Origin of the sequence: Streptomyces aurantiacus JA 4570 (genome assembly GCF_000414115.1) — a bacterium.
GTDB classification, from domain to species: Bacteria; Actinomycetota; Actinomycetes; order Streptomycetales; family Streptomycetaceae; genus Streptomyces; species Streptomyces aurantiacus_A.
Map to the genome: position 1 here is coordinate 86,419 of NZ_AOPZ01000109.1, position 26,321 is coordinate 112,739.

At 72.0% G+C, this 26,321-nt stretch carries 24 protein-coding genes; 13 read left to right on the forward strand and 11 right to left on the reverse strand.

Going from position 1 to position 26,321, the window contains the following annotated elements:
- Positions 1 to 112: 112 nt before the first annotated feature.
- Both STRAU_RS13255 and STRAU_RS13260 read right to left on the reverse strand, forming a co-directional pair.
- Positions 113 to 1,456 carry an SWIM zinc finger family protein gene (locus STRAU_RS13255; protein WP_016640813.1) on the reverse strand — a complete coding sequence of 448 codons (1,344 nt, stop codon included), beginning with the start codon at positions 1,454 to 1,456 and terminating at the stop codon, positions 113 to 115.
- Positions 1,453 to 4,278, reverse strand: a complete 2,826-nt coding sequence (locus STRAU_RS13260) for a DEAD/DEAH box helicase (RefSeq protein ID WP_016640815.1) — start codon at positions 4,276 to 4,278, stop codon at positions 1,453 to 1,455. The genes STRAU_RS13255 and STRAU_RS13260 overlap by 4 nt, the downstream gene beginning before the upstream one ends.
- A gap of 334 nt (positions 4,279 to 4,612) precedes the next feature.
- Here STRAU_RS13260 and STRAU_RS13265 point away from each other — a divergent pair, with 334 nt between their 5' ends.
- The 4 genes from STRAU_RS13265 to STRAU_RS13280 all read left to right on the forward strand — a co-directional run bounded on the left by STRAU_RS13265 (position 4,613) and on the right by STRAU_RS13280 (position 9,792).
- On the forward strand, positions 4,613 to 5,680 hold the full coding sequence (locus STRAU_RS13265) for a fatty acid desaturase family protein (protein WP_016640816.1): 1,068 nt from the start codon (positions 4,613 to 4,615) through the stop codon (positions 5,678 to 5,680).
- 106 nt (positions 5,681 to 5,786) lie between these two features.
- Positions 5,787 to 5,969, forward strand: coding sequence for a hypothetical protein (locus STRAU_RS13270; protein ID WP_037659074.1), 183 nt, complete (start codon positions 5,787 to 5,789; stop codon positions 5,967 to 5,969).
- A 382-nt stretch (positions 5,970 to 6,351) separates the two neighbouring features.
- Positions 6,352 to 7,602 carry a hypothetical protein gene (locus STRAU_RS13275; protein ID WP_037659076.1) on the forward strand — a complete coding sequence of 417 codons (1,251 nt, stop codon included), beginning with the start codon at positions 6,352 to 6,354 and terminating at the stop codon, positions 7,600 to 7,602.
- Between the two features lie 111 nt (positions 7,603 to 7,713).
- Complete coding sequence (locus tag STRAU_RS13280) at positions 7,714 to 9,792, forward strand: hypothetical protein (protein WP_016640820.1); 2,079 nt, start codon at positions 7,714 to 7,716, stop codon at positions 9,790 to 9,792.
- A gap of 127 nt (positions 9,793 to 9,919) precedes the next feature.
- Here the strand turns inward: STRAU_RS13280 and STRAU_RS13285 are convergent, their stop codons facing one another.
- Positions 9,920 to 10,795: a hypothetical protein gene (locus STRAU_RS13285; RefSeq protein ID WP_016640821.1), complete on the reverse strand. Its 876-nt coding sequence runs from the start codon at positions 10,793 to 10,795 to the stop codon at positions 9,920 to 9,922.
- 194 nt (positions 10,796 to 10,989) lie between these two features.
- Positions 10,990 to 11,286 (reverse strand): hypothetical protein, encoded by a 297-nt coding sequence (locus tag STRAU_RS13290; RefSeq protein ID WP_016640822.1) that lies wholly within the window; start codon positions 11,284 to 11,286, stop codon positions 10,990 to 10,992.
- A gap of 99 nt (positions 11,287 to 11,385) precedes the next feature.
- Between STRAU_RS13290 and STRAU_RS13295 the strand changes: the two genes are divergently transcribed.
- Positions 11,386 to 12,291 (forward strand): oxygenase MpaB family protein, encoded by a 906-nt coding sequence (locus tag STRAU_RS13295; protein WP_037659133.1) that lies wholly within the window; start codon positions 11,386 to 11,388, stop codon positions 12,289 to 12,291.
- 17 nt (positions 12,292 to 12,308) lie between these two features.
- Here STRAU_RS13295 and STRAU_RS13300 read toward each other — a convergent pair whose 3' ends face one another.
- A complete protein-coding gene (locus STRAU_RS13300) occupies positions 12,309 to 12,830 on the reverse strand; it encodes a PadR family transcriptional regulator (RefSeq protein WP_016640824.1) in 522 nt (173 codons plus the stop codon).
- Positions 12,831 to 12,965: 135 nt separating this feature from the next.
- Between STRAU_RS13300 and STRAU_RS13305 the strand changes: the two genes are divergently transcribed.
- Positions 12,966 to 13,730, forward strand: a complete 765-nt coding sequence (locus STRAU_RS13305; protein WP_037659136.1) for an alpha/beta fold hydrolase — start codon at positions 12,966 to 12,968, stop codon at positions 13,728 to 13,730.
- Between the two features lie 57 nt (positions 13,731 to 13,787).
- Here the strand turns inward: STRAU_RS13305 and STRAU_RS13310 are convergent, their stop codons facing one another.
- A complete protein-coding gene (locus STRAU_RS13310) occupies positions 13,788 to 14,387 on the reverse strand; it encodes a class I SAM-dependent methyltransferase (RefSeq protein ID WP_037659139.1) in 600 nt (199 codons plus the stop codon).
- A gap of 179 nt (positions 14,388 to 14,566) precedes the next feature.
- On the opposite strand from STRAU_RS13310, the gene STRAU_RS13315 reads away from it, so the two are divergent.
- The 5 genes from STRAU_RS13315 (at position 14,567) to STRAU_RS13335 (ending at position 19,619) form a co-directional block, all read left to right on the forward strand.
- The gene (locus STRAU_RS13315) at positions 14,567 to 15,340 is read left to right on the forward strand and encodes an MHYT domain-containing protein (RefSeq protein WP_016640827.1); all 774 of its coding nucleotides are present in this window, start codon (positions 14,567 to 14,569) and stop codon (positions 15,338 to 15,340) included.
- A gap of 61 nt (positions 15,341 to 15,401) precedes the next feature.
- Positions 15,402 to 18,041, forward strand: coding sequence for a sensor histidine kinase (locus tag STRAU_RS13320; RefSeq protein WP_052029069.1), 2,640 nt, complete (start codon positions 15,402 to 15,404; stop codon positions 18,039 to 18,041).
- Complete coding sequence (locus tag STRAU_RS13325; RefSeq protein ID WP_016640829.1) at positions 18,038 to 18,472, forward strand: roadblock/LC7 domain-containing protein; 435 nt, start codon at positions 18,038 to 18,040, stop codon at positions 18,470 to 18,472. The genes STRAU_RS13320 and STRAU_RS13325 overlap by 4 nt, the downstream gene beginning before the upstream one ends.
- Before the next feature lie 18 nt (positions 18,473 to 18,490).
- A complete protein-coding gene (locus tag STRAU_RS13330; RefSeq protein WP_016640830.1) occupies positions 18,491 to 18,904 on the forward strand; it encodes a DUF742 domain-containing protein in 414 nt (137 codons plus the stop codon).
- A 154-nt stretch (positions 18,905 to 19,058) separates the two neighbouring features.
- A complete protein-coding gene (locus STRAU_RS13335) occupies positions 19,059 to 19,619 on the forward strand; it encodes a GTP-binding protein (protein ID WP_052029071.1) in 561 nt (186 codons plus the stop codon).
- Between the two features lie 24 nt (positions 19,620 to 19,643).
- On the opposite strand, the gene STRAU_RS13340 is transcribed toward STRAU_RS13335, so the two are convergent.
- Positions 19,644 to 20,072 carry a PPOX class F420-dependent oxidoreductase gene (locus STRAU_RS13340; protein WP_016640832.1) on the reverse strand — a complete coding sequence of 143 codons (429 nt, stop codon included), beginning with the start codon at positions 20,070 to 20,072 and terminating at the stop codon, positions 19,644 to 19,646.
- A 93-nt stretch (positions 20,073 to 20,165) separates the two neighbouring features.
- Here STRAU_RS13340 and STRAU_RS13345 point away from each other — a divergent pair, with 93 nt between their 5' ends.
- Both STRAU_RS13345 and STRAU_RS13350 read left to right on the forward strand, forming a co-directional pair.
- Positions 20,166 to 20,579: a roadblock/LC7 domain-containing protein gene (locus STRAU_RS13345; protein WP_016640833.1), complete on the forward strand. Its 414-nt coding sequence runs from the start codon at positions 20,166 to 20,168 to the stop codon at positions 20,577 to 20,579.
- A gap of 286 nt (positions 20,580 to 20,865) precedes the next feature.
- Complete coding sequence (locus tag STRAU_RS13350; RefSeq protein ID WP_016640834.1) at positions 20,866 to 21,753, forward strand: DUF6397 family protein; 888 nt, start codon at positions 20,866 to 20,868, stop codon at positions 21,751 to 21,753.
- A 29-nt stretch (positions 21,754 to 21,782) separates the two neighbouring features.
- Here the strand turns inward: STRAU_RS13350 and STRAU_RS13355 are convergent, their stop codons facing one another.
- From STRAU_RS13355 to STRAU_RS13370, 4 genes are all read right to left on the reverse strand, one after another.
- Positions 21,783 to 22,763, reverse strand: a complete 981-nt coding sequence (locus STRAU_RS13355) for an AraC family transcriptional regulator (protein ID WP_016640835.1) — start codon at positions 22,761 to 22,763, stop codon at positions 21,783 to 21,785.
- Positions 22,764 to 22,984: 221 nt separating this feature from the next.
- Positions 22,985 to 23,926 (reverse strand): VOC family protein, encoded by a 942-nt coding sequence (locus tag STRAU_RS13360; RefSeq protein ID WP_016640837.1) that lies wholly within the window; start codon positions 23,924 to 23,926, stop codon positions 22,985 to 22,987.
- 24 nt (positions 23,927 to 23,950) lie between these two features.
- Entirely contained in the window at positions 23,951 to 25,129 is a 1,179-nt protein-coding gene (locus tag STRAU_RS13365; protein WP_016640838.1) for an alpha/beta hydrolase family protein, read from the reverse strand.
- A gap of 62 nt (positions 25,130 to 25,191) precedes the next feature.
- On the reverse strand, positions 25,192 to 26,319 hold the full coding sequence (locus STRAU_RS13370; protein ID WP_037659079.1) for an FAD-dependent monooxygenase: 1,128 nt from the start codon (positions 26,317 to 26,319) through the stop codon (positions 25,192 to 25,194).
- Positions 26,320 to 26,321: the final 2 nt, after the last annotated feature.

A 26,321-nucleotide genomic window follows, 5' to 3' on the forward strand; every position in this document is an offset into this window, starting at 1 on the left:
GTTCAATCGCTGGCCGGGGTGAGTGCGTGCGCCGGTGTTCCCGGCGCACGTGTCACCAGCGCGGTCGCGCCGGTGGCCGCTGAGCGGGTTTCGGACATCCCCGGCGCGCTGGTCAGTCACTCGCGGTGACGGCGGCCAGAGCGGTCGCCGGGTCGTGCGCGGCCGGTCCGGCGGGAACCCAACGGCCGTGCTCCTTGCGGTAGGGCCACCAGCGACCGTCGCGCCCGTGACGCAGCTGGGCGTCGGCGCCGACGACGGTCCAGCGATTGTGGGCGGCGCGCAGCGTCGGGCGCTCGCCCTCGTCCCAGGCAGAGTCCAGCGCGGCACGCGCGCGTGCCAGCGCGTCCGCCTCCAGGGGCCCCTCCTCCTCGAGGACGGCCAGCGCGGCACGGCCCCCGTACCCCCAAGCCGTCACCGCTCGTGCCAGGCCGTCGCGGTTGCGTCCCGAACTCTCCGCGAGACGTCCCGCAATCGAGGCTTCGGGAGAGGCGGAGGCCAGCCGGACGGCGTCCTCGTCGTGCGTCAACCCGGCCTCGACGGGCTGCCGTTCGTGGCCGGGCGCGAGGGCCTCGGCCAGCAGCCGGTGTGCCTCGGCCGCCGCGCGCGCCGCGAGGAACTCCAGCGCCGCCACGTCCACGCCGGGCGCCGGCTCCGCCTCCGTGTCGAGCGAGGGCGGCAGGCCGGGCTCTGCGGGCAGTACGGGCGGTTCGGGCAGCGGCGGCAGTATCGCGCCGTCCGCGTACGCCTCGACGGCGTCCACGCCCTCCTGGGCGGCTTCCCGCGACTCCTCCGGATGGGACTCCGGCGCGGCCTGCTGCGCGACACTGCGGACCTGCAACTCGTCGAGGAGTTCCCGCTCGCCGCGTCCGCGCATCAGGAGCAGCACGAACGGATCCTGGTCCAGCAGGCGCGCCACCTGGTAGCAGAGGGCGGCCGTGTGGCCGCAGTGGTCCCACGCCTCACAGTCGCACCGCGGCTCCAGATCGCCGATGCCGGGGAGCAGCTCGACGCCGGCCGTCGCCGCGTCCTCGACCAGGTGCGGCGGCATCTCCCGGTCCAGCAGGGCGGCGATGTGTCCGGCACGCTCGACGGCCATGCCGAGGAAGCGGTCCCACTCGTCGTCGCTCAGCTCCTGCAGCAGCACGTCGGAGCGGTGCGCGGTGCCGTCCTTGTCCTGCACGACCGCGGTGATGCGTCCCGGGCGCACCGAGACCGCGCCCACGGCCCCCGCCCGCGCGAGCCGACGCCCCGCCTTGAGCTGTGCGAGGTCCAGCGCTGTGTCCTCCAGGGCCTTCATCCACGCCTGGCCCCACCAGGTCTGCGCGAACCCACGCCCGTGCGCGGGAGGCAGCGCTGCGAAGGTCCGCTCGTTGTCGTACGAGGTCAAGTCGTCGCTCCCGTCGGTGCCGCTCCTGCTGTGTGCCTCGCCGTACGTCTCCTCGTAGGCGTCGCTCATCGCGTCGTCCCCCCTCGCAGCTCGACCAGGTCGGCCAGTTCGGCGTCGGTCAGCTCGGTGAGCGCCGACTCGCCGGAACCGAGGACGGCGTCGGCGAGTTCGCGCTTGCGCAGCAGCATCTCGGCGATGCGGTCCTCGATGGTGCCCTCCGCGATCAGCCGGTGCACCTGCACGGGCTGTGTCTGGCCGATGCGGTAGGCGCGGTCGGTGGCCTGGGCCTCGACGGCGGGGTTCCACCACCGGTCGTAGTGCACGACATGCTCGGCCCGCGTGAGGTTGAGGCCCGTGCCCGCCGCCTTCAACGACAGAAGGAAGACCGGGACTTCGCGGTCCTGGAAGCGCCGGACCATCGTCTCGCGCGCGGGCACCGGAGTCCCGCCGTGGAGGAACTGCGAGGGGATGCCGCGGGACGACAGATGCTGTTCGATGAGACGTGCCATCTGCACGTACTGCGTGAAGACGAGCACGCTCGCCTCCTCGGCGAGGATCGTGTCGAGCAGTTCGTCCAGGAGTTCCAGCTTCCCCGAGCGGCCCTTGATGCGGGGCTTGTCTTCCTTGAGGTACTGCGCGGGGTGGTTGCAGATCTGCTTCAGGCCGGTCAGCAGCTTGACGATCAGGCCGCGGCGGGCGAAACCGTCGGCTCCGGAGATCTCCGCCAGCGTCTCACGGACCACCGCTTCGTAGAGGCCCGCCTGTTCGGCGCTGAGGGAGACGGCGCGGTCGGTCTCCGTCTTCGGCGGCAGTTCGGGGGCGATGCCCGGGTCGGACTTGCGGCGGCGCAGCAAGAAGGGGCGCACCAGCTGGGAGAGCCGCTCGGCCGCAGCTGGATCGGTACCGCCTTCCACAGCTTGGGCGTAGCGGGTGCGGAAGGTGCCGAGCCTGCCGAGCAGCCCCGGGGTCGTCCAGTCGAGGATCGCCCACAGCTCGGAGAGGTTGTTCTCCACCGGGGTGCCGGTGAGTGCCACGCGCGCGCGTGCGCGGAGGGTGCGAAGCTGCTTTGCGGTGGCCGAGTACGGGTTCTTGACGTGCTGAGCCTCGTCGGCGACGACCATGCCCCAGCCGACCGCAGCGAGCCGCTCCGCGTCGAGCCGCATCGTTCCGTAGGTCGTCAGCACGAACTCGCCGTCCGCCAGGTCGTCCAGGCCACGCTGTGCCCCGTGGAAGCGGCGGACGGCCGTGCCGGGCGCGAACTTCTCGATCTCCCGCTGCCAGTTGCCCATGAGCGAGGTCGGACAGACGACGAGGGTGGGGCCCGCGGTCGTCTCGTCGCTCTGGCGGTGCAGATGCAGCGAGATCAGGGTGATGGTCTTGCCGAGCCCCATGTCGTCGGCGAGGCATCCGCCGAGCCCCAAAGACGTCATCCGGGCCAGCCAGTTGAGGCCCCGCAACTGGTAGTCGCGCAGGTCGGCGGCGAGCGCCGCGGGCTGCCCGACGGGGTCCATGCCCTCGGGATCCGCCAGGCGCTCACGCAGGGTCGCGAGCCAGCCCGTGGGTTCGACGTCGACGCGGCGGCCCTGCACCTCCGTTGTGCCGGTCAGCGCGGCGCTCAACGCGTCGATGGGGGTGACCTTGTGGTCCTGCTGAGTTCGGGCGCGCCGCGCCTCGTCGGGGTCGATGAGCACCCACTGGTCGCGCAGGCGCACCACGGGCCGGCTGGCCTCCGCGAGGTGGTCGAGCTCCTCGCGGGTCAACTCCTGGTCGCCCAGCGCGAAGCGCCAGTTGAAGGCCAGCAGCGCGTCGGCGGAGAGGTGCGACGGCGCGTCCGACCCAAGCTTCCCCGGACCCTTCTCGCTGCCGCTGTCGGAGCCCTCGGGGTCGTCGGGGCCGATGACCGCGCGGGCGGTGAGGCTGCGGGCGAGTTCCCTGGGCCAGTGCACGTCCACGCCGGCCACGGCGAGCATGCGCGCCCCCTCGCCCAGAAGCTCGGTGACCTCCTCGTCGGCGAGCTCGATCGCGTCCGGCACGGGCGCCGAGAGGAGCGGCCCGAGGGGTGCCCACGCGCGCGTGGCGCGCCGCAGTGCCAGCAGGGAATCCATCCGGGCGCGCGGCCCGAACGCCCCGGCGGCGCCGGAACCGGCCCATACCTCGGCGGCGTCCGCGACGAGCGACGGGTCGCTGACGCTGTGGACCTGGACGACGGCCCGGAACGGCAGCCGGGTTTCCTCGGAGGTGTCCGACACGAGGCCGGGCACCTCGACACGCAGCGAGATCCGCACCCCGGCGTCGTGACCCGCGGCGACGTCGGTCGCCCAGGCGCGTTGTGCGGGCACGTGCTGGGGCTCCGGCGAGGCGAACGCTCGATGCCCGGCGGCCGCCACGGCTGCGGGGGAGCGGGGCAGCGTGTCGGCGACCGCGTCCAGGAACTGGCGCAGCAGTCGCTCCGGTGCCGGCAGTCGCGCCGGCGGGCCGGCGTCGAGGGGGACGGCATGGGCGGCGGGCGGCATCGCGGCGGCGAGGTCGCGCAGCCTGCGCAGGTCCTCGGTGCTCAACGGGCCCGCGCGCCAGGCGTCGTGGTCGCTGTCGGTGAGTCCGGGCAACAGCAGTCCGCGGGCGGCCAGTTGCAGGGCGAGCACAGCCGCCGTGCCCCAGAACACGGCGGTGGGGTGCGCGCCGGACGCCGCCCTCGCGCGCGTGAGGACGGGCAGCGCGGCGCCGACCGGCAGCAGCGACGCCGGTACGACGCCGACGTGGATTCCGTCGGCGCCGGGCGTGGCGACGGTCAGCTCGCCGACGGTCGCCGATGTCGCCCCGGGCGGGGTGGCGCCGTCGGCCTGCCAGAACGCGACGTGACCCGTGCGCCCGGGGTCGCCGGGCACGAACACGACGGAGCAACGGGACAGTTCAGAGTTCTCGGAGGGGGTGACAGCGGAGAGCCTGTGCACAGCGATGGCGCATTCCTCAAGTTTGACTAATGAGACCGGAGCGCCCGAGGATACATCGCGATCTCTCTCCTGAGGGTCGCCTATGGGGTGATCTGACTCACTCTCCGGAAGAGGGCTCGGCGCCCCTCCGTGCGGGCGGGGTGTACCCAGCACCCCTCTGCGCGGGCGCTTCCCCCCGGCTGAACACGGGTGGTGGCGCCATGGTTGCCGAAGGTCACAGATCCGTACGTTTTCTGAGGTCAGCGCATCCTCACGGAGACCGGAGACCCTCGCCATGCCCCAGGCTGCCGCAGCCGTCGCGGAACGCCCCACTGATGTCACCGCACGGCACCCCGCTCGGCACCCCTCCGGGAGCGACTTCGCGCCGCTCCTGCGCACCATCAAGAACCGGGGGCTGCTCGACCGGCGCACGGGCTGGTACGCGCGCAGCATGGCTGTCAATGCCACAGCCCTGGTGGGCGTGTGCACGGGCTTGTTCGCCCTCGGGCACACCTGGTGGGTGCTGCTCCTGGCGCCCGTGCTCTCCGTGTTGTGCGCCCGCACCGCCTTCATCGGACACGATGCCGGGCACGCCCAAATAACCGGCAACCGCGCGGTGGCGCGTCTCATCGGCCTCGTCCACGGCAACCTGCTCCTGGGCATGAGCGTCGGCTGGTGGAACGACAAGCACAACCGGCACCACGCCAACCCCAACCACATCGAGAAGGACCCCGATGTCGCCGCCGACATCCTGGTGTTCACCGCGAAGCAGGCCAGGCTCCGCGCCGGCTTCCGCAGCTGGCTCACCCGCAACCAGGCGTGGTTGTTCTTCCCCCTGACACTGCTGCAAGGCATCGCCATGAAGGTCTACGGCTTCCGCGACCTGCGCCGTCAGAGCCCGCGCGAACGAGCCGTCGAAGGCCCCCTCCTGGTGGTGCATCTCGTGGGCTACGTGACACTTCTGCTGACCGCGATGCCACTGGGCCACGCGCTCGCTTTCGCCGCCCTCCACCAGGCACTTTTCGGCCTGCATCTGGGCATGGCCTTCGCCCCCAACCACAAGGGCATGGAGATGCCCGACCCCGGCGGCGAGCGCTGGGGCCACCTGAAGCGGCAGGTCCTCACCTCCCGGAACATCCGCGGCGGCGCCCTCACCGACTGGCTCCTCGGCGGACTGAACTACCAGATCGAGCACCACCTGTTCCCGAGCATGCCCCGGCCGCATCTGCGGCTGGCCCAGCCCTTGGTCCGCGCGCACTGTCATGCTGTGGGTATGTCTTACGCGGAGACCGGGCCCGTCGACTCCTACCGGCAGGTCCTTCGCCACATGCACGAGGTGGGCGAACCTCTCAGGGTCGAGTAAGGGTCGTACGTCAGGGATCGGTCAGGGTCGCGCCCCGGAACTGGGCGCGGTCCGATCCCGTTTCTCAAGACAGAGAGCGGCACCAGCCGTGAAGGAGGCGACGGACATGTCGAAGAAGGCGAAGATCGCCGCGGGAGGCGTGGCGGCAGGGCTCATCCTGTTGATCTGGTTGCCCTGGTGGGTCGCGTTCCTGATCGTGCTCGGCGTCCCGGCGGCGGCCTATCTGACGCTCGACTCCGGGCAGCGGCGCAGGCTGCGCCGCGTCACCCGCAAGGAGCTCGGCCGCTGAGCCGCCACGGCTCACCGACCAGGCAAGGGACTCGGCCGAAGGCCAGCAGCCTGAGCCCACGAAGGCCCCGGGGTCCCGGGGCCAAGAAGATCACGCACCCCGCGCGACCACCCCGCACCCCGACCAGGACCACGCGGCGCCCGCGGAGCAGCCAGATGCCGTCCCGCGGGCGGATGCAGGAAGAGCCGTGCTGAGCGGGCGGACTCATGCGGAGCGGAAAGACCCGTGCCAGGCGGCAAGGCCCATGCCGACCGGGAAGACCCATGCGGACCAGAGGAACCCGTGTGGATCGGAAAACCCATTGCGACGGCGGACGCCCGCCCGTGACCATGTCGTCCATGACTTCCGGAAAGGAGGCCCAGCGATCCCACGGTGATCGCTGATGGCCCGATACGACGCGCCCCAGCCGCACACGCCGCAGTCCCCGACCCCGCCCCGGAGCGCTCCCGCGCCCCTGACCGCGGCCTGGCTCAGAGCCCACTTCGACCCCCTTCCCTTCCCGGCCCGGATGAGCGCCCTCGCGCGCTATGCCCGGGCCCTGGCCCCGCCCGCGTACGCCGCCCTGCACCGAACCCTCGACGCCGGGACCTCGGACGAACGCCACACAGCCCTCTTCCTCGCCGTCGCCCGCCGCGACCTCACCGCGGTCGCCACCGCACTGACCGACCCTCTGCTGCGCCGCCGTGCCCTCTCCGCGGCCATCCGGCTGCCCGTGGACACCAAGGCCCTGGAACAGCTCGCGCTGAGCCCCGTCGCCGCGGCACGGCACGAGACGTACCGCGTCTTGCGACTCAGCCGCCGCGACACCCTCGCCGGACAACTTCTGCCCACCGTGCACGAGCGGTTCGGAGCCCGGGAAGCGGCCCTCCTCCTGCCCGCGTGCCCCACCGAAACCGTCGCCGCCTGGCTGCCCCGCCTCGACCCTCCCCAGGGCGTGCTCCACGCCCTGGCCCGCACCGCCCCAGTGCCGTTGGCGCACCTGATAACCGCGCGCCTGCAAGACGCCACCGACCACCACCGCCACCGGCTCACGCGCGGCTACCGGGCACTCGCGAGCCTCGCGGCGCGACGCGATCCCGAGGCCGCCCTGCTGCTCCTGAAGGAAGAGCCCAACCTCCTCACCGGCGCGGCCGTCCGCATCCTGCTGCGACGCCCCGCCCAGATGCTCGACGTGCTGCGTGCCGCGCCGCCCAACCCCGACGGAACACCCCTCGAGGTCACGCTGCCCGCAGGACCGCTGCCACCCGCCGGGCGGCGCGCCCTGCGCACACTGCCGCCCGCCGACCTGGCCGAACTCGCACGGCGCTGCCCGGCGGCGCGCGCCCGCCTGGGCAGCCAGGGACGCCTGGACGTCACTCCGGACGGCCTGCTCGCGCTGCTGCCCGTACCGGAACGCGGCCGCCTCGTGGCGGAACGTACAGCGCGGTCGCGTGCCGTGTACGGCATCCCGCTGCCCACGCTCGCCGCACTGGAGCCGACCGACCGGACCCGCGTCGTCCGGCCTCTGCTGAAGCGGACACGCCGCGACTTGGCCGTGTCCCGGCTCGCCACCGTCCTCCCGCTCGCCGAGGGCGAACCGCTCCTGCGCGCCCTCACCGAGCGGCACCGATCCCATCTCCGAGCCCTGGCCTGACCCGCGCTGCTCGCCTGCGCCGAACTCGAGGGCGACCCGGACGAGTTCGCGCGCATCGCGACCGACTGCGAGCGAGCCTGGCACGACCAGGACGAAGTACGCCGCGCTGCCTTGGAACAACTCGCGGGCGCCCCCGCGCGCCTGCTCGCCGCGCTGCCGGACCGCGTGCTCCGTGACGCGGTCCTCACCACCGTCCAGTCCCGCGACTCCACCTCACGCACCCTGGGCGCAGCCGAGACCCTGCTGCGCCGCGTCACCCACCTTGCGGCGGTCGGCGGCAGCGGGAGCCGGACCGCGCACACCGTGGAACTCCTCTGCCAGGTGGTCTGCGACCCCCGCTCCGGCGGACCCGTCCGCCCTCTGACCCTCGACGAATCGACGGCGCGTGCCGTCTGGAACGCCACACGCCCGCACGCCCGCACGCATGCGGAAACCCGCACCTGCCTGGCCGAACTCCTGGCACCGCACCTGGCCGCCCTGCCCGAACTCGACGCGCTGGTACGGCACACGGCGGTCGAGGGTGACGACCCGGACCTCGCGGCCCGCGCCGCGGCCGCATGGGTGGCACCGGCCGGCGTCCGCGAACAGCGCACCGCCGAACTGATCGGCATCGACGCCTCGTTCGCGGCCGTGCCCCTGATCCTGCGCACGGCCACCACTCGCCGCACCGACCTCATGCACGACATCCTGACGGCCGCCCAGCAAGGCATGAAGGGCCGCGTGCGCCCACGCCCCACCCCTTGGACCCCCAGGCTGAGCCCAGCAACCACCGGCCGCTGGCTCCCCGAACAGCGCCACGCATGGGGCCTGCACCACGCCCGCGTGGCGCAGGACGGCCAAGCCGCCCTGCGCACGCGCGCCGACGCGGTCGCGTATCTCAACGACACGCGGTTGCTCGCCGCCCTGGCCGACTCCGCGCCCCAGCCGGTCGCCGCCGCGGCTCTCATCGCGCTCGGCCCGGCCACCGGCACGCTGCGGGCCGACCGGTCCGCGGCCCACGACAGCGTGACTCCGGAGCAGGAACCGCTCCGTGACCTCCTGCTGCGCCACGCAGCGACGGGGGGTGTACGCGGACGCGCAGCCATGGCCGCCCTGCGGGGTCTCCTGGACACCCTGCCCGACAGCGAGGCAATCGGCTTGCTCACGCCCGTGGCCTGCGCGCCGGACGCTCCGGTCGGCTCTCGCAAGGAAGCCGCACGAGCGCTGGGAACGCTCACTGATGAAGCCGCGTTCGCCGCCCTTGTCGCGGTCTGGGACGCACCCGGGCAGCATCGCGACGTGCATGCCGTCGTGGCCCGGCTGCTGCTTGCCGCCATCGACCGCCCGGAGATGGCCGATCGACTGACCAGGGGAGTCGCGGAGCCCGCTGTCCGGGATGCCATCATCCACGCGCGCGTGGGGCCTGTGCCCGACTCCGCGTCCGCCGCCTACCGTTCCTTCCTCGCGCGCCTAGTACGCGAGGGCGGCGACGACACCGTCGTCGCCGCGTGCCGGGTCCTGCCGGGATGGCTCACTCCGGAGTCCGGCGACGCGATGCGGGCCGTGGCGGACCTTGTCGTCGATCCAGGGCGCGGCCTGCGCCTGCGGAGCGTCGCGGCACAGGAGTTGGCGCACTTCCCGCCCGGGCCGGTCGCCGAGTCCGTCCTCACGAATGTTTTCCGTGCGCTCCAAGGACGGGCGGGCCAGCAGGACCCACAGGTGCGGGCCGACGCGCTGCGCCGTCTCGCGGGCGTCGCCGGCGCACTGCGGGTGCGGCGGGGCCCGGCCGCAACCCTGCCCGCCGCCGACGCACTCGCTGCGACCCTGCACACCGTCGGTTTGGCGCGCGAGGCGGCCCGTCTCCTGTGGGAGGCGTCGCTCGCCGCCCTGCGGCACGGACAGTACGACCCGGAGCGCTGGGAGAAGTTGCTGCTCCTGGTCGAGGAGCGGCCCGACCGCCTGCCCCATGGGAGCGACCTGTATCTCGACATCGATGGCCCACGCGCGCGGGAGGCCCTGCTTGCCGCTGCCCGCATGCTGCGTGAACGCGGCACTCCCGTCGCGGGAGTGATGGCCCTCGCGCTGGTGAGCGCGGCAGGGCAGACGATCTCGTCGGAGCAGACGTGGCGCGATGAACTCTCCGCCCTGCGTGGCCACACGGACCCCGACACAGCTGCGGCCGCGCTCCTTGTGGAGGCGAAGCGGGGCTGACGGCAGGGCAGATGAAACGGCCTGACAGCCGAGGCGTAACGCAGCTGAACGGACGCCTTCGAAGGGGCGCCGGGGCACCACTCGGCGGACAAGCGAAACCCGCCCGCGGACGAGCGGGACGCGTGCCTCAGGCCGGGCGCACGGCCATCTGGTCGAGCGCTTCGAGCAGCCCCGGCAACTCGGGCCCGCGCCCCACCGGCAGCACCTCTCCGGGCTCCTCGTCGAGCAGGACGAACGCGATGTCGTCGGTCCTGGCGACCATGGACCAGCCAGGGCCGTCGGCACGCAAGGTGCGCGCCTCACCGGACGCGAACGACGACCGCACCCGCCCGAGCGGCGGGGGCGTGTCCACGTAGGCACGCACCTCCGCGAGGACACGTCGTACGCCGGTCAACGGCTCGGATGTCGGGCCCTCGGTGCTCTCCTCGCCGACGGTGGGTTCTGGCCGCGTGCCGTCAGAGGGCCCGGCCTCCTCGGCGCCGCCGTCCGTGGTGAAGAAGTCCGCGTCGTCGATCTGCTCGCGCCACGCCGCCCACTGGAGGGCTATCTCGTCGGCGCCCAGCCGGCGCTGGGCGGGCCCCCATGTGTCCGACTGGGGTGGGGCGAGCGGGGCCAGGTCCGGCTGCTCGGGATCCGGTGCGGGGTCGTGCGGCGCGGGCACCCCAGGGGCCGCCACCGCCACCGCGAGTGGCCACCCGGGCAGCGCGGCGACCACGGTGCGTTCACCGGGCGACAGGTCGTACTCCATGCCGCAGTCCCACGAGGCGATCGCCACAGCGACGAGGGACACGTCATCGGTGACGACGGTCCAGCGCGCACCGGCGCTGTCCTGGCCGAGCACCAGCCCGTAGCCGGCGGCCAGCGGGGGCAGCCCCAGGGCCGCACACGCTTCCGGGTAGTCGTCGCCGAGCACGCTGGGGAACTTCGCGGGCGTCAGAAGGACCGCCGTCAGTACGTACAGCGCGTCGTCGTCGATGGCGACGGCGTCGTCCGTCCCGGCCATGCCGGCCTCCCCCTCACTGGCCACTTCATCCTCCGTCGGCGCACCCTAACCACTGGTCCATGAAGTCGTCGAGAGGTGGATGACCAGGAAAATCCGCTCGTACGCCGCCGGAGCCACCGCCCGCGCTCCCTGTCATGCCCAGTGCGCGTTCGCACTTCGTCTGTCTGTCGTGCCGCGCGTCCTTCTGGCGGATGTCACGCGGCAGGCAGGCCGAGGAGCGTACGTGCCACGTCGCGCGGTGACTCGTCGTGCTCCCGGGCGAGCGCGATGACGGCACGGCAGGCGAGTTCGCTCACGCCGAAGGACAGCGCCTCCGGAGACACCCATCCCGCGGCCTCGTCGACCCGGTCCTGATCGTCCTCGGCGCACGCCGCCACATAGACGGCGGCCGCCTCGAAGAGGTTGTGCGGGCGCGGCTTTTCCGGCTGCGCCGCCTTGTCCGTACGCGCCTGGTCGCCCCTGCGCCACAGCCTGCGGATTCGGTCGAACATCTGGACCGCCTTCCCCCGAGTGGATCCCTCCGCTACCCGGCTCATCTCCAGTTCCCCAACGTAGAGTTGGAGATGCGGCGACAAAAGGGGGACCGCGTGGTGAAGCGTTACGACCGGCTTCAGCAGATCCGGCGTCTGGACCCGGAGAAGGACTTCCTGACGATCTATCGCCTCTCCGCGGTGTACGAGTTCCCTTGGGACTACACCCGCGCCCTGGAGCTCGCCCTGTACCGCACGTACGCCGTCCCGAGCATCGGCCGCCTGCTCGCACGGACCGCGGAGCTGACGGACCGCACGCAGAAGCGGTACGACGACACGGCCCTGCTTCTCGACGCGATCGTCGAGCACGGCTTCGACAGCGACGTGGGGCGCACGGCGGTCCGGCGCATCAACCAGATGCACCGGAGCTACGACATCAGCGACGACGACATGCGGTACGTACTGTGCACGTTCGTGGTCACGCCCAAGAGGTGGATCGACGCCTACGGATGGCGCAGGTTCTCACAGCACGAGGCCGCAGCGTCCGCCGTGTACTACCGCACTCTTGGAGAGCGCTTGGGTGTCAAAGACATCCCGGGCTCCTACGAAGAGTTCGCCGAATGCCTCGACTCCTACGAAGAGGCCCACTTCGGATGGGACGAGGGAGCGCGCAGGGTCTCCGACGCGACCGTCGACCTGATGGCCTCCTGGTATCCCCGCCCCTTGGCGCCCGTCCTGCGCACCGCCACCGTCGCTCTTCTCGACGATTCGCTGCTGAAGGCTTTCGGTTACGAACAGCCGCACGCGCTCACCAGGACGCTGGTCCGGCGCGCGGTGCGGCTGCGCGGCCGTGCCGTGCGTCTGCTGCCGCCGCGCACCACCCCGCACTACGCCCGGCAGAACCGCGAGATCAAGGGCTACCCGCACGGCTACCGGGTCGACGAGCTCGGCACCCGCCCTGTCCCGGGCGTGCGCGGCTGCCCGGTGCGCCACGTGGACCCGTCGGCGGCGCCGCAGGCGGACTGACGGCGGTGCCGGCGACGTCAGCCGAGTGACGCGAGGGTCTTGCGCAGCCAGGCGAGTTCCGCCCGGCTCGTGGCGCGCGCGATGGTGAGGATCCCCTGGCGGAAGGGATCGTCCAACTCCTCGGCGCGCAGCGGGCGATCGCCCTCGTAGAAGAAGCTGGACGGTTCCTGAAGGAAGTCGAGGCGGCGCCGCAACACGGCGGCCTGGGCGCCCGCATCGCCCAGGTGACGCAAGAAGGCGAGCACCGTGAACCAGCGGTTCTCGTCGGTGATGTCCGCCCGCGCGGGCTCCGCGAGACGGCGGCGCAGTTCGCTCCTGCCGGCGTCGCTGAGGCTCAGGACGTGACGGGGCGCGGCGACGGCGCCGGGCTGGGTCTCACGGGCCAGCAGACCGGCCTTCTCGAGCCGTTTGATGGCCGGGTAGAGCGTGCTCTCCGCGACCGGGCGCACATGCCCGGTGAGGGCCGTGATGCGCTTGCGCAACTCGTAGCCGTGCAACGAGTTGTCGTAGAGGAATCCGAGGATGGCGAGTTCCAGCATGCCCGTATTCTGCCGCACCTGCGGTGTACATCGGGGCCGCCATACTACGGTGGCGATGTATTCGTTGATGTACTCTCTCCGGCAGTGCCACGGCGAGTGGTGAGGTCAGAGCGGCGGAGGGGGAGAGGCATGTCCATGCGCGACGCGCCGTTCGATGTGCGGGGAAGCCGGATTCGCTGGACCGAGGCCGAGGGCAGCGATCCCGCGTGTGTGTACGTCCACGGGCTCGGCGCGGCATCGGCCGCCTACCACGCCCATATCGCCGCGCGGCCCGAACTCGCGGGACGCAGATCGCTGTTCGTGGACCTGCCGGGTCACGGCCTGAGCGACCGCCCTGCCGACTTCGGCTACACCCTGGAGGATCACGCGGACGCGCTGGCGGCAGCCCTGGACGCGGCCGCGGTACGTGAGGCGGACATCGTCGCGCACAGCATGGGCGGCTCCGTCGCCATCGTCCTCGCCCACCGCCGGCCCGACCTGGTGTCACGCCTGGTCCTCACGGAGGCCAACCTCGACCCGCACCCGCCACAGACCGCGGGCAGCAGCGGAATCGCCGCCTACGAAGAAGCGCACTTCGTGAACGACGGGCACGCGCGTGTGCTGGAGCGGGTGGGCCCGCTGTGGGCCGCGACCCTGCGGTTGGCCGACCCGCGCGCGCTGCACCGCAGCGCGACCGGGCTCGTCAAGGGGACGAGCCCCATGATGCGCGCGATGCTGATGGGGCTCTCCGTGGAGCGGGTGTATCTCCAGGGCGCGTCGAGTGGTGAACTCCTGGGCCATGACGAGCTGGTGGCGTCCGGAGTCCGGGTCGTCAATGTGCCGGACGCCGGACACAACGTCATGCTGGACAACCCGGCGGCCTTCGCCGCGGCGGTCGCCGGGGCAGAGGCGACCCGGTAGCGGCGAGGCGTTGCCCAGGCGTGCGGCGCGCCCTGCGCGGACGCCTGCCGGTCGGCCTCAGCTCTCGCGCACGGCCAGCGCGAGGAATCGGGCGTCCTCGTCGACGTACGACGTCATCCGCCAGCCCGAACCGGACAGCAGCGGCCGGAGGTTGGCCTCCGCGCGCAGGTCACCGGGCGTGATCTGACGTCCCTGCCGGGCCGCGAGCGCGGCCCGGCCGATCGGGTGGAACAGCGCGAGCAGCCCACCCGGCCGCACCACCCGCGCCAACTCCCGGAGATTCACGGCCGGATCGGGCAGATGCGCGATCAGACCCGCGGCGAACACGGCGTCCAGAGAGTGTGTGCGCACCGGCAGCCGCGCCACGTCGGCGAGGAGCAGCTGCCCGTGAGCCGCCCTGCCCGCCCGCGTGGCGGCCGCGAGCATCGCCGGGGTGAGATCCGCCGCGAGAACGGCCCCTGTGGGCCCCACGGCGTCCCTGAGCGCAGGCAGGGCACGGCCGGTTCCGCACCCCGCGTCCAGAACGCGGCTGCCCGGTCGCAGGCCGAGCTCGGCCACGGCCGCGCGGTACGCGGGGCCGTCGTCCGGAAAGCGGCTGTCCCAGTCGGCGGCACGTGCCGTGAAGAACTCTTGGACGTGCGTGTGGTCATCGGTCATGCGGGCCATGATTCCGCACCTGCCGCGTGACGATCACGCATGCGCACCCTGACGCGCACCTTCTGCGCGATCGTTCAACGACATCGGGTGTCGCATCACAGCAGCTTTCGAAATATCCGCGGCAGCTTTCGAAATGCGCCCCGGTTGTGCGCCCCCACCGGGACTAGCGTCCCTGGGCCATGGGACACCTGGACCACGCCACCTTCGGCTGGCTGACCCCCGTGCTGTCGTACGCCATGGCGTGCGTCGGCGCGGCCCTCGGACTGCAGTGCACCGTCCGCGCCCTCGGCGCCTCGGGTCGCTCGCGCCGCAACTGGCTCGTCACCGCCGCCTCCGCGATCGGCACGGGCATCTGGACGATGCACTTCGTCGCGATGCTCGGCTTCGGTGTGAGCGGCACACAGATCCGCTACGACGTGCCGCTGACACTCCTGAGTCTGCTCGTCGCCATGCTCGTCGTCGGCATGGGAGTGTTCGCCGTCGGCTACGGCCGCGAGCGCGGACGTGCGCTCGTACTCGGCGGGCTGACCACCGGACTCGGGGTCGCGAGCATGCACTACCTGGGCATGGCCGCGCTGCGGCTGCACGGCGACGTGCGCTACGACCCGATGCTGGTCGCGCTGTCCGTCGTGATCGCCGTGGTCGCGGCCACCGCCGCGCTGTGGGCCGCCCTGAACATCAAGTCGCCCATGGCGGTGGCCGGCGCCTCACTCGTCATGGGCGGGGCCGTGAGCAGCATGCACTACACCGGCATGCTCGCCGTGAGCGTGCGCGTCACGTCCTCGACCGCCGAACTGCCGGGGGCCTCGACGATGCAGTTCATCTTCCCGCTCGCCGTTGGCCTCGGCTCCTACCTGTTCCTGACCTCGGCGTTCGTCGCGCTGTCCCCGAGCGCCGGTGAACGCGCGGCCTCCGTTTCCGCCCAGCGCCCCGTCGAGCACACCGCCCCGTAGCGGACGCGGGCCGCCGACGGCCGGGCGACACACGTCGTGAACCCTTCCGAGCGAGGAGGCCATGCACATACCCCGGAGCACCCCCGAAACCGGCACACCGTCCACGAGCACGCCACCAACGAGCACGCCGCCCGCGAGCGCACCGCGCACCCGCGGCCGCCGCGCCCACGCGGGCCCGCCCGCCCACGAGCACCTCGCCGCGGCAGGGGGCCGCGACGACGGCCCGCCGAAGCCGCCCTCGCACGCGGCGCGATGGCGACTGCGCCCGCGCACCGTGCGGGCCAAGGTCGTCTGCCTCCTCATGGTCCCGGTCGTCTCGCTTCTCGCCCTGTGGGCGTTCGCGACGGTCAGCACGGCCCAGGACGTCGCGGGACTGCGACAGGCGCAGCAAGTGGACTCCGCGGTGCGCGCGCCCGTGGAAGCGGCCGTCTCCGCGCTCCAGGCCGAACGCGTCGACGCCGTGCGGTACGCGACCGAACCCGCCGCCGACCGCGAAACCGCCCTCACGAAGCAAGCTGCCCGCACGGACCGGGCGGTGGCGAAGCTGCGCCTCGGCAAAGGCAACACCGTGGCCGACGGAGCAGGTCTTCCCGCGCCTGTGGCCGACCGGCTGGACGCGTTCGTCACAGGAGCCGAACGGCTGCGTACGGTGCGTACTTCCGTCCTCGACCGCCGCAGCGGATGGGACGACGCGTACGGCCAGTACACGAAGACCATCACGGCCGCCTTCAACGTCGGCGGTGCCCTCTCCGGTGTCCAGGACGGCGAATCGGGCTCCCACGCGCGCGTACTGCTCGAATTCTCGAGGGCGGGAGAGATGCTGGCGCGCGAGGACGCGCTGCTGGCGAGCGCACGGCTCGCGGGCACACTCGACGGCGAGCGGCTGCGCAGGTTCACCGGAGCGGCGGACACCCGGCGGACCCTCGTCGAGGCGGCCGTGACGGACCTGCGAGGACCCGAACGGGCCGCGTGGCAGCGCCTCGCGGCAGGTACCGCGTACGCCGACGTGTCGGCCGCCGAGGACAAGGTGCTCGTCGCCCAGCCCGGCAGGCAGGCGCTGGAAGCGGCTCCGGCCCGCACGTGGGACACCGGCCACGCCGCGGTACTGGACACCCAGCACGACATCGCCGAGCGCGCTGCCCGGGGCGCCGCCGACCGGGCCGACCCGTTGACCCGGGGAGTGTTCACGGCTGCCGGGGCGGCCGTGTTCCTCGGCCTCGCCGCCGTAGTCGCCTCGCTGGTCATCTCCGTACGCATCGGCCGCGGCCTGGTCGTGGAACTCGTCGGGCTGCGCAACCGGGCCCTGGAGATCGCCCGCCGCCAACTCCCGCACGCCATGCGGAAGCTGCGGGCGGGCGAGGAGATCGACATCCACGCCGAAGCACCGCAGGGGCCGTCCGCCGAGGACGAGACGGGCCAGGTCGTCGAGGCGCTGGGCACGGTGCACCGCGCCGCACTGCGCGCCGCCGTCGAGCGCGCCGAACTCGCGAGCGGCATCTCCGGAGTCTTCGTCAATCTCGCCCGCCGCAGCCAGGTCCTCGTCCACCGGCAGCTCGGCCTGCTCGACACCATGGAACGCAGGGCCGACGACCCGAACGAACTGAGCGACCTGTTCCGCCTCGACCACCTGACCACCCGCATGCGACGGCACGCGGAAAGCCTGATCATCCTCTCCGGGGCCGCACCCGGCCGCGCCTGGCGGCTGCCGGTACCGCTGACGAACGTGGTCCGCGCCGCCGTCTCGGAAGTCGAGGACTACGCGCGCGTGGAGGTACGCCAACTGACTGCCGCCGAGATCGTGGGCGCGGCGGTCGCCGACCTCACCCACCTGCTCGCCGAGCTCGTCGAGAACGCGGCGCAGTTCTCACCGCCCCACACCAAGGTGCGCGTCAGCGGCGAACCCGTGGGCAACGGATACGCCCTGGAGGTCGAGGACCGCGGACTGGGCATGGGCACCGACACCCTCGACGAAGCCAACCGCCGTGTCACGCAGTCCGAAGCCCTGGACCTGTTCGACAGCGACCAACTGGGTCTCTTCGTAGTGAGCAGACTCGCGGCACGGCACGGCATCAAGGTGCACCTGCGGACCTCGCCGTACGGCGGCACCACCGCCGTCGTCCTGCTGCCGACCGCACTGCTGCACAGTGGTACCGCCCCGCCTCCTGCCGCGCGCCCCACAGAAGACCGTGAGCACTGGTACGCGCGCACAGGCCACCACGAGCACGGAGAGGTGGCCGAGCCGACGGCTGCCGCCTACGCGCGCGTGGGCGGGGCGGCAGCCCCGAGCACCCCCCTGGCCGACGCGGCCGCACACCCCATGCTCGGCCCGTCGACGGACGGACCCGCGCCCACACCGTCACCCCCCGGTGTCGCCGCGCTCCACCTGCGCAAGCACACGAACGGCGCGCCACCCGGGACACCCGACGGCAGCCCCGCGGACCTCGGGGACGAACTCCCGCGCCGTGTGCGCCAGGCAAGCCTCGCCCCCCAGCTGCGCCACGGGCCGCCGCCTCCAGAACCCCAGGCGGCGCACGCTCGGCACGACGACGAGCGCAGCGCCGAACACGTACGAGACCGCATCGCCGCCTACCGGGACGGCTGGGCGCGTGGCGGGGGCCGACTGCCGGGCGTCATCGGAGCCGTACCCGACCCGGACGGGTCCCCCAGAAGCAGTGACCGCAGCGAAGGAGAGCCCTCATGATCCGGGAATCGAGTCGCACCGCCGGGCGGTCCGGCGAACTCGACTGGCTGCTGGACGATCTGGTGCTGCGCGTCGCCGACATACGGCACGCGGTGGTGCTGTCCAACGACGGACTCGCGGTGGGCGCCTCCACGGCGCTCACCCGCGAGGACGCCGAGCATCTGGCCGCCGTCGCCTCCGGGTTCCACAGTCTCGCGAAGGGCGCCGGCCGGCACTTCGGAGTCGGCGGCGTACGCCAGACGATGGTCGAAATGGACGACGCCTTCCTGTTCGTGGCCGCCGCGGGCGACGGATCCTGCCTCGCCGTGCTCAGCACGGTCACGGCCGATATCGGCCTGGTCGCGTACGAGATGGCACGCATGGTCAAGCGCGTCGGTGAACACCTGCACACCCCGGCGCGCTTCGCCGGGCAACCGCCGGGCTCCGGGTGACCGAGGCGGACACCGGCCATGACCGACGACAGGAGCGGTGCCGCAGACCGGCACGGAAGCCACTGGTACGACACCGAAGCCGGCCCTTTGGTCCGCCCGTACGCGATGACGGGCGGACGGACGCGACCGGGCCCCAGCGGTGTGCGCTTCGACCTGATCGCGCTCGTCACCCTCGAGGACGCCGTCACCGGACCGGGCGAGGACGCCGCGCTCGGTCCGGAACACCGGGCGCTCATCGCGCTGTGCCGCATCGAGACCCAGTCCGTCGCTGAACTCGCGGCCGGTGCCGACTTGCCCGTGGGCGTGGTCAGGGTGCTGCTCGGCGACCTCGTGGAGGGCGGCCGCGTCACCGTGCACCGGCCCGTGCCACCCGCCCAGCTACCTGACGAGAAGATCCTGCGAGAGGTGATCGATGGGCTCCGAGCGCTCTGACGCCGTCGACGGCGCTGTGACCGACAAGGCTGCTGTGACCAGTGAGACCAGTGAGACCAGTGAGACCAGTGAGGCCAGCAGGGCCAGCGAGGCCACCGTGCCCGGCCGGTCCCCGGTGGCCGGTGAGCCCGGCGGTACCGGTGACACCACCGCCATGGCACTGAAGATCCTGGTCGCGGGAGGCTTCGGCGTCGGCAAGACCACTCTGGTCGGCGCGGTCAGCGAGATCCGGCCGCTGCGTACCGAAGAACTCCTCAGCGAAGTCGGCCAGTCGGTCGACGACATCGAGGGCGTGGACCGGAAGGTCACGACGACGGTCGCGATGGACTTCGGCCGCATCACCATCAGATCCGGCCTTTCCCTGTACCTCTTCGGGACGCCGGGGCAGGACCGTTTCTGGTTCCTGTGGGACGAGCTGTCACAGGGAGCCCTTGGCGCCGTCGTCCTCGCGGACACCCGGCGGCTCGAGGACTGCTTCCCCGCCGTGGACTACTTCGAGCACCGCCACATTCCGTTCGTCGTGGCCGTCAACTGCTTCGCCGGCGCACGAACATACGGCGCGCACGACGTTTCACGGGCCCTGGACCTCGACCGTGGGACTCCCGTGGTGCTGTGTGACGCACGGGACCGTGACTCGGGGAAGGAGGTGCTGATTCGCCTCGTCGAGTACGCCGGGCGGAGGCATACCGCCCGGCTGCTCGACTCGGTGGGATGACGTGCCCCGGCGGCGCCCGGAGTCTCAGTCGGCCACAGCGGCGTGCGCCAACACCTTGGCGATCCTGACCCTGACCAGCAGTTCGCCCGGCACGCCGTTGCGCTCACCGAACTCCTCGGCCCGGTCCTCACCCATGTACCGGCCGCCGATGCGGGCCGCCCAGTGCCGCACCTGCCCGATGTCCTCGATCAGCTCGGCACGGCCCTGCAGGACGACGAAGGCGAACGGCGGCCGGTCGTCGTCCACGCACAGCGCCACGCGCCCGTCGCGTGCCAGATTGCGCCCCTTGACAGTGTCCTTGCCGGTGTTGAACACCAGGTCGTCCCCGTCCAGGACGAACCAGATCGGCGCCACGTGCGGGCTGCCGTCCGCCCGGACGGTGGACAGCTTGCCGGTGCGGGTGCCGTGCGAGACGAACTCCCGCCATTGTTCATCGGTCATCTTCTGTGCCATGTCCCCATCATGCTTGCCGGGACGCCGGAGGTGGGGAAGGCTGGCAGGTCAGATCCTCCAGCCAGGGGGAGCGACGCAGGGGGAGAAGGGACCATGGCGCAGAACACGGGGCTCGGCTGGTTGCTAGACGACCTGACGAAGCGTGTGGAGCACGTGCGGCACGCGCTGGTGCTGTCCAACGACGGTCTGGTGACGGGAGCGAGCTCGGAACTCCAGCGTGAGGACGCAGAGCATCTGGCGGCGGTCTCATCCGGGCTGCACAGCCTGGCGAAGGGGTCCGGCCGCCACTTCCACGCGGGCGCCGTCCGCCAAACAATGATCGAATTCGATGACGCCGTCCTGTTCGTGACGGCGGCGGGTGACGGCAGTTGTCTGTGCGTCCTCAGCTCGGCGCAGGCCGACATCGGCCAGGTCGCGTACGAGATGACGCTGCTGGTGAACCGCGTCGGCGAACACCTGGGCGTGGGCGCGCGCCATCCAGAACGGACACCAGTCGTAGACCTCTGACCTGCAGAAACAGCCGCGCAAGCGGAGTTATCCACAGGCCGAGCGAGATGGGGTGCGGCCGGGCTACGGTTTTTCCACGAGCAATGACCACGCACGGGGGAGAACCGCCATGACTGGCGACACACAGACGATCGCGCAGCACGCGTCCGCGTCCGGACCCACCTCTGAGTCGGCATGGGCCGCGCCCGCCGCATCCGCGGCCGGCCCGGCCTCCTGCGCCGGGCCGGGCGCACCTTCCAGCCCTGCCGGCCATCCGCCGACGTCATCGGCCGACCCGCCGCCCACGGTGGCGCGCAGTCGCGCAGCCCGCGAACTGGGCCTGAAGCGTGGCGAGTTCGACCTGGCCGTGATGCTGGGCCGGATCCGCACCGTGGCCGACCCGGCGGGCGGTCGGCGGCGGGTCAGGCGCGAGGAGATCGACCGCGTACGTGAAGTGCCGGGCTTCCCGGAGTCCTTGCGGGAGCGCATCAAAGCGGTGGGGACCGCGGAGGGCGCCACCCTCATGGAGATCACGCCTGCCAGGTTCACACGCCTCGCCCGCGCCGGCGTGCTGACGCCCGTAAAGTTCTATATCAATCGTTACAGAGCGATCGTCTGGCTCTATCTCGCCGAAGAGCTGAGGCAGTTCGCCAAGTCCGAGGCCAACGCCGCCCTGCTCACCGGCCGGGCCCCGCAGGTGCTCCGTGACCGGTTGGGGGAAGGTGTGGACCTGCGGGCGCGCAACTGGCGGGGCCGGCACGCCGGGTTCCTGCTGCGCCAGTCGGAGGACCCCTGGGAGCGGGCCGCCGCCGGCGCGTCACTGCTCGATCCGGTGCAGCTCGCGGAGATGGTCAGGGACCCCTACGAACGCGCCTATCTGAACCGCCTCAAGCCCGAGCCGTTCACGCAGGCCCCACCCGAGTCACCCACGACGCGCATCGTCGAACGCATCACGACCGCGGACGACCCGGATGAGCTGAGCTGGCTGCGGGCGAACTTGATCCTCACCCTGGAAGAGGCCCGGCGGCTGCGGCCCGCACCCCGGCCGGGCCGCCCGCCCATCGTCGCCACACCCCGCCCGCACCCGACGCTGGATCCGCTGCCGTGGCCCGCCGCCCGCGTGGACCCGGAGCAGGCCGAGCGGCGCGACGAGCCACGAGGACTGCTCAAGTGGCTGCGTCGCAGGCGGAATTAGCCGCACAGGCAGGCAGGGAGGGAGTCGGCTCACCTGCGGGTTGCGGTGTCGGAGGGCAGTTCGGCGAAGCGGTCGCGGTAGTCGCCGGCGAAGCGGCCAAGGTGCGAGACGCCCCACCGGTAGGCGATCGTGCCGACGGGGTCGCTGGAGGCGAGGATGTCCTCACGAATCCGGTCGAGCCGCAGGTTGCGGACGTAGGACATGGGCGAAAGGCCGAGTCGTCCGCGGAATGCGGAGCTGAGGGTCCGCGGGCTGCAGCCCGCGGCACCGGCGATGTCGTCGAGGCTGATGCGCTCGGCGAGGTTCGCCTCGATGAACGCGAGGGCTGCCCGCAAGGAGCGCGGATAGCTGGGTCGCGGACCGTCGTGCAGCTGGCCGGTGTGCGAGTGCGGCTGGGCCAGGAGCAGGGCGGTGACGAGGCAACGCAGCTGGCTGCGCTGCAGTTCCGCGCGCTGGAACAGGGGGTCTCCCGAGTCCAGCTGTTCGAGGAGGGAACGGACAAGGAGTCGCACCGCCCGGCCCTTGGACTTGGCCAGGTCGAGGGCGAAATCGAAGCGCACGGTGGACACCGGCGGATGCCCGGTCAGCGCGGCGAATTCCTGGTCGACCAGGGTGGCGTCGATCCGCAGGCCCAGGCACCGCGTCCTCCGGCTGCGCAGGGGCCGCAGTTCCTGGGTGTCTCCGGGGTTGGCGACTCCTGCCGTCGCCTCGTCGAGGGTCGCCCGCAGGCCGCCGCAGGATGCCGAGATGGCACCGGAGACACCGATGTTGACGAAGTAGGAGCCACGGCCGTGGCCCTTGGCCGAGGCGACGCGCACACCGAGTGGCGAGGCGAAGTAGCCCACCGCGAAGTCGTGCGCGGCGACACCGCGTAGTTCGTGATCACCGCCGCACAGCTCGTCCAGGGGCGAGGTGGAGATCGCGCCGCCGAACAGGCGGGTCGCGCCGTTGAGCAGGTCGGCGGGGTTCTGGGACCTGGTGATGAGGTGGTTTCGCAGAGGCGTCGGCACGATGGTGGGGTCACCTCCCTAGGAGCTCATTGTCAGCCATGGCGGTCGGCGGGAACCGTCGCGGGCGTACACATCGAGCCGTACGTCGCGACGTTCTCCTGCGGACCGCCGCCGTCGGCCGGACGTCGGCCGGACGTTGATCGGACGTTGGTCGGACGTCGGCCGACCGACCGTCGGCTGTCGGCGAGCCGGGTGTGGAGGGGTTCCACGCGGCTCTCCGTTCACATCGGCGGGGCCTTGAACAGCCCTGGGTCGACGTCGTTGTGGGACTTGGCGGCGATGAACTCGTCCATCTCGTTGGCCGTGCCCCACTGGTCCGCGTTGGCGGGATCGCGCAGGTCGAAGATGTGGGGGTGCCAGGTGTCCTCGTCCAGGACCTCCAGCTCGGTGGTGTACTCGACGGTGTTGCCGGCCCGGTCGAGGAAGTAGCTGAAGGAGTTGTCACCGGCGCGGTGCCGCCCCGGGCCCCACAGTCGCTCGATGCCCAGGCGCCGCATCCGGCCCGTGCCGCGCATGAACTCGTCGATGCCGCGCCTCTCGAAGGAGGCGTGATGGAAGGCCGCGTGGGGCCCGCGCACGATGCCGAAGCTGTGGTGAAAGGTGTTGCACCGCAGAAACCACATGATCTCGCCGCGGTCGCCCAGACACATCGTGTCCGAGAGACGGAACCCCAGATGCTTGATGTACCAGGCCACCGTGGCCTCCGGGGTGGGGGAGTTCATCAGCACGTGGGACAGGCGCACGGGGACCGGCTCGCGGGCCTCGATCTTGCGGTGCCGGCGGGCGGAGACGTCGGCGGACACCTCGACGACACGGCCCTCGTTGTCGAAGAAGCGGACCGCGTAGCCACCCCCGGGAGTGTCAAGGGATGTCGGCTCGTGGACCAACCGCACGCCCTGGGCGGCCAGTTGTCCGGCCAGGGTGTCGACATCGTCGGCGCCGGCGGCACCGAAGGCGATGAGGTCGGTGCGCTTGTGGGCGTCCTCGCGCAGCCGCACCACGTACTGCTCCGGGGAGCCCTCGGCCGCCAGGAACGAGACGCCGGTGTCACCGGCGGTCTCCGTCAGCCCCCACAGCTCGGTGTAGAACCGGCGCTGCTCGGCGAAGTTCGGCATGGCGACATCGATGTGCCGCAGGTGGGTGATCAGACTGCTGTTGCTCATGGAGCACTCCTTCAGCCGCGCTGGTCAGCGCAGTCGGTCGGTCAGCCAGTCGAGGACGGTGGGCAGCACGGGCCCCTCGCCCATGTGACCGCCGGGGAACAGCCGGGCCGTCTTGGGGCCCCCGTGCTCAAGGGCCAGGCAGAGGTCGGCCGAAGCGTTCTGCAGGTCGTCCTTGCCGTTGACCAGAAGCAGTGGGCAGCACGGCAGGTCCAGGACGCCCTGGTCGAGCAGGGACAGCTCGGGGCAGCGGTCGACGTAGTCCTCGAAGGTGCTGCCGCCGAAGACGCGCGCCCTGGCCGGCATCAGGTCCATCAGATAGGACGAGGCGTCGCGGCTGCGTTCCTGCCATTCGGGCTGGAAGGTCAGGTGGACGCCACCTCCCCAGTTGACGGCGGCGGCCAACTGTTCGCGGTGGGTGTGGGCGAGCTTCATCGCCCAGTAGCCGCCGAACGAGAGCCCCAGTGCCGCCACCCGGTCCGCGTCCAGGTCCTTCTGCCCGCGCAGCCAGGCGAAGACGGGATCCCACTGCCGTTCGGCGGCACGGCCCGCGAGCACCGGCGACTGCCCCACCCCGGGCATGTCGATGTGCAGGGTCGCGAACCCGCGTTCGCGCAGCGGCCGGCCGCGCGCGTAGCTCTCCTCCTTCCACACATCGATCCCGCCCCACATCATGACCACCGGCGGACGCGCCGCTCCCGCGGGCGGGCGTGCCACGAAGAACCGCAGCACCTCTCCCTCTCCGGCACGCCCCTCGAAGGGCGACGCCAAGTGCTGGACAGGCGTGCGCTCCAGAGCGGACACCCGGCCGAAGTACTGCAGGGCCCGGTCGTACGCGTGGAGTTTCGCCGGGTGCAGCGGGGAGGGATAGCGGCCCAGGAACGCGAACTGGTACGCCTGCCACCAGTTCTCCAGCGCTTCCTCGCGATCGCCGCTCTCCTCGGCCCCGCGCGCCCGGCTCGCGAAGTCCTCCGCCCCCGCCAGCCAGTGCCCGGCCCAGGACTGGGGATCGGTGCCGGGAAGCGTCTCGATGTGGCGCGCGGCGGCGTCGTGACTGATGGCGTTGAAGGGATTCTTGCGCTGCTCCAGGTGCTCGCGCAGCCACTGCTGCGCCTCGGGCAGGGTTCGGGGCCGGGTCGGGGTTGGGGACGGGGATCCGGTTCGGGTGGGGGTGTGGGTGCGGGTTCGGGAAGGTGCAGCGGGCATCTGTCTCTCCATGTCCGTCGTACGAAACGGCGAGCCGCCGGGACGCCCTTCGCGCCGGATGGTTACGCGGGCTCGGCCATGAGCAGGTGGCAGGAATCGGCCAGCGGATACGCCTCGTGGTGGCGCTGCTCCCGCTCCAGGCCGACGATCGCCACCGACGTCTCCACGAGCGTTCGGCACCGCTGCGCGCGCCGGCTGACGAACGCCTGGAGCCCCGCGCCGACGGACTCGTGGCGCTCGAGTTCCCGGGCCAGTACGAGCCCGTCCTCGATGGCCAGGGCAGCACCACTGGCCATCTGCGGTGCGGGCGCATGTGCGGCGTCCCCGATGACCACGCCGTCGCCCCGGTTCCAGGCGCCCTCCAGGAGCGCCGTCAGCACCGGGCGGCGCACCACCGATTCCGACGCGGACACCAGGGAGCGGATCTCCTCCACCCGGCCCGGGAAGGCCGCCAGCAGCTGCTGCAGACGCGGGGCGAGTTCGGCATCGGGAAGGACGCTCTGCTCCACTCCGTTCTCCGTCAGGAACACGTACGCCTGACTGCCCGAGAGGGGCACGAGTCCGGCCGTGTCGGCCTTCCCGGCGAACTGATGGATCCCGGTGGCCCACCGCGGGCGGGGCACTAGAGCCCGCCAGACCATCTGCCTGTGAAAGCCGAGCGAGGTCTCAAGCCCCAGCAGGCCCCGCGTCGTCGAGCGGATCCCGTCCGCGCCCACCAGCAGCGCGACCCTGCGGACCGCGCCGTCCGACAACCGCACGCGGACCAGGCCCCTCTCCTGATCCACCGCGGCGACGGTCACTCCGTGGCGTACCACTACACCGCGCCTCTCGGCCTCCGCGTACAGGATGCGGTGCAGCGCGGGACGCGCGATTCCGACCATCGCCGGTCGTCGCGCACCCAGCAGGCGTGGCAGCTGGGCCTCGCCCGCGGGCTCGCCGTTCACGTCCACGTGCGTGACCGTGCTCATGCCGTAGCCCTCGGCCAGACATGCGTCCGCGAGACCCAGCTCGTCCAGCGCGCGCAGCGAAGGACCCGTCAGGCACAACCCCCATCCAGAAGCCGCCTCCGGCGGGCCGACCTCGGCGATCTCCACCTGCCATCCGCGCCGTGCCAGGGCAATGGCCGCCGTCAGACCAGCCACACCCGCACCCACGATCACGGCTGTCTGCGCACCGCGACAGCTGTCCATAT

Excerpts from the sequence above, each read along its gene's own strand:
- STRAU_RS13255 (WP_016640813.1), bottom strand. The coding sequence starts at position 1,456 with ATGAGCGACGCCTACGAGGAGACGTACGGCGAGGCACACAGCAGGAGC.
- STRAU_RS13265 (WP_016640816.1), top strand. The coding sequence starts at position 4,613 with ATGCCCCAGGCTGCCGCAGCCGTCGCGGAACGCCCCACTGATGTCACC.
- STRAU_RS13270 (WP_037659074.1), top strand. The coding sequence starts at position 5,787 with ATGTCGAAGAAGGCGAAGATCGCCGCGGGAGGCGTGGCGGCAGGGCTC.
- STRAU_RS13275 (WP_037659076.1), top strand. The coding sequence starts at position 6,352 with ATGGCCCGATACGACGCGCCCCAGCCGCACACGCCGCAGTCCCCGACC.
- STRAU_RS13285 (WP_016640821.1), bottom strand. The coding sequence starts at position 10,795 with ATGGCCGGGACGGACGACGCCGTCGCCATCGACGACGACGCGCTGTAC.
- STRAU_RS13290 (WP_016640822.1), bottom strand. The coding sequence starts at position 11,286 with ATGTTCGACCGAATCCGCAGGCTGTGGCGCAGGGGCGACCAGGCGCGT.
- STRAU_RS13300 (WP_016640824.1), bottom strand. The coding sequence starts at position 12,830 with ATGCTGGAACTCGCCATCCTCGGATTCCTCTACGACAACTCGTTGCAC.
- STRAU_RS13305 (WP_037659136.1), top strand. The coding sequence starts at position 12,966 with ATGCGCGACGCGCCGTTCGATGTGCGGGGAAGCCGGATTCGCTGGACC.
- STRAU_RS13310 (WP_037659139.1), bottom strand. The coding sequence starts at position 14,387 with ATGACCGATGACCACACGCACGTCCAAGAGTTCTTCACGGCACGTGCC.
- STRAU_RS13315 (WP_016640827.1), top strand. The coding sequence starts at position 14,567 with ATGGGACACCTGGACCACGCCACCTTCGGCTGGCTGACCCCCGTGCTG.
- STRAU_RS13320 (WP_052029069.1), top strand. The coding sequence starts at position 15,402 with ATGCACATACCCCGGAGCACCCCCGAAACCGGCACACCGTCCACGAGC.
- STRAU_RS13325 (WP_016640829.1), top strand. The coding sequence starts at position 18,038 with ATGATCCGGGAATCGAGTCGCACCGCCGGGCGGTCCGGCGAACTCGAC.
- STRAU_RS13330 (WP_016640830.1), top strand. The coding sequence starts at position 18,491 with ATGACCGACGACAGGAGCGGTGCCGCAGACCGGCACGGAAGCCACTGG.
- STRAU_RS13335 (WP_052029071.1), top strand. The coding sequence starts at position 19,059 with ATGGCACTGAAGATCCTGGTCGCGGGAGGCTTCGGCGTCGGCAAGACC.
- STRAU_RS13340 (WP_016640832.1), bottom strand. The coding sequence starts at position 20,072 with ATGGCACAGAAGATGACCGATGAACAATGGCGGGAGTTCGTCTCGCAC.
- STRAU_RS13345 (WP_016640833.1), top strand. The coding sequence starts at position 20,166 with ATGGCGCAGAACACGGGGCTCGGCTGGTTGCTAGACGACCTGACGAAG.
- STRAU_RS13360 (WP_016640837.1), bottom strand. The coding sequence starts at position 23,926 with ATGAGCAACAGCAGTCTGATCACCCACCTGCGGCACATCGATGTCGCC.
- STRAU_RS13365 (WP_016640838.1), bottom strand. The coding sequence starts at position 25,129 with ATGCCCGCTGCACCTTCCCGAACCCGCACCCACACCCCCACCCGAACC.
- STRAU_RS13370 (WP_037659079.1), bottom strand. The coding sequence starts at position 26,319 with ATGGACAGCTGTCGCGGTGCGCAGACAGCCGTGATCGTGGGTGCGGGT.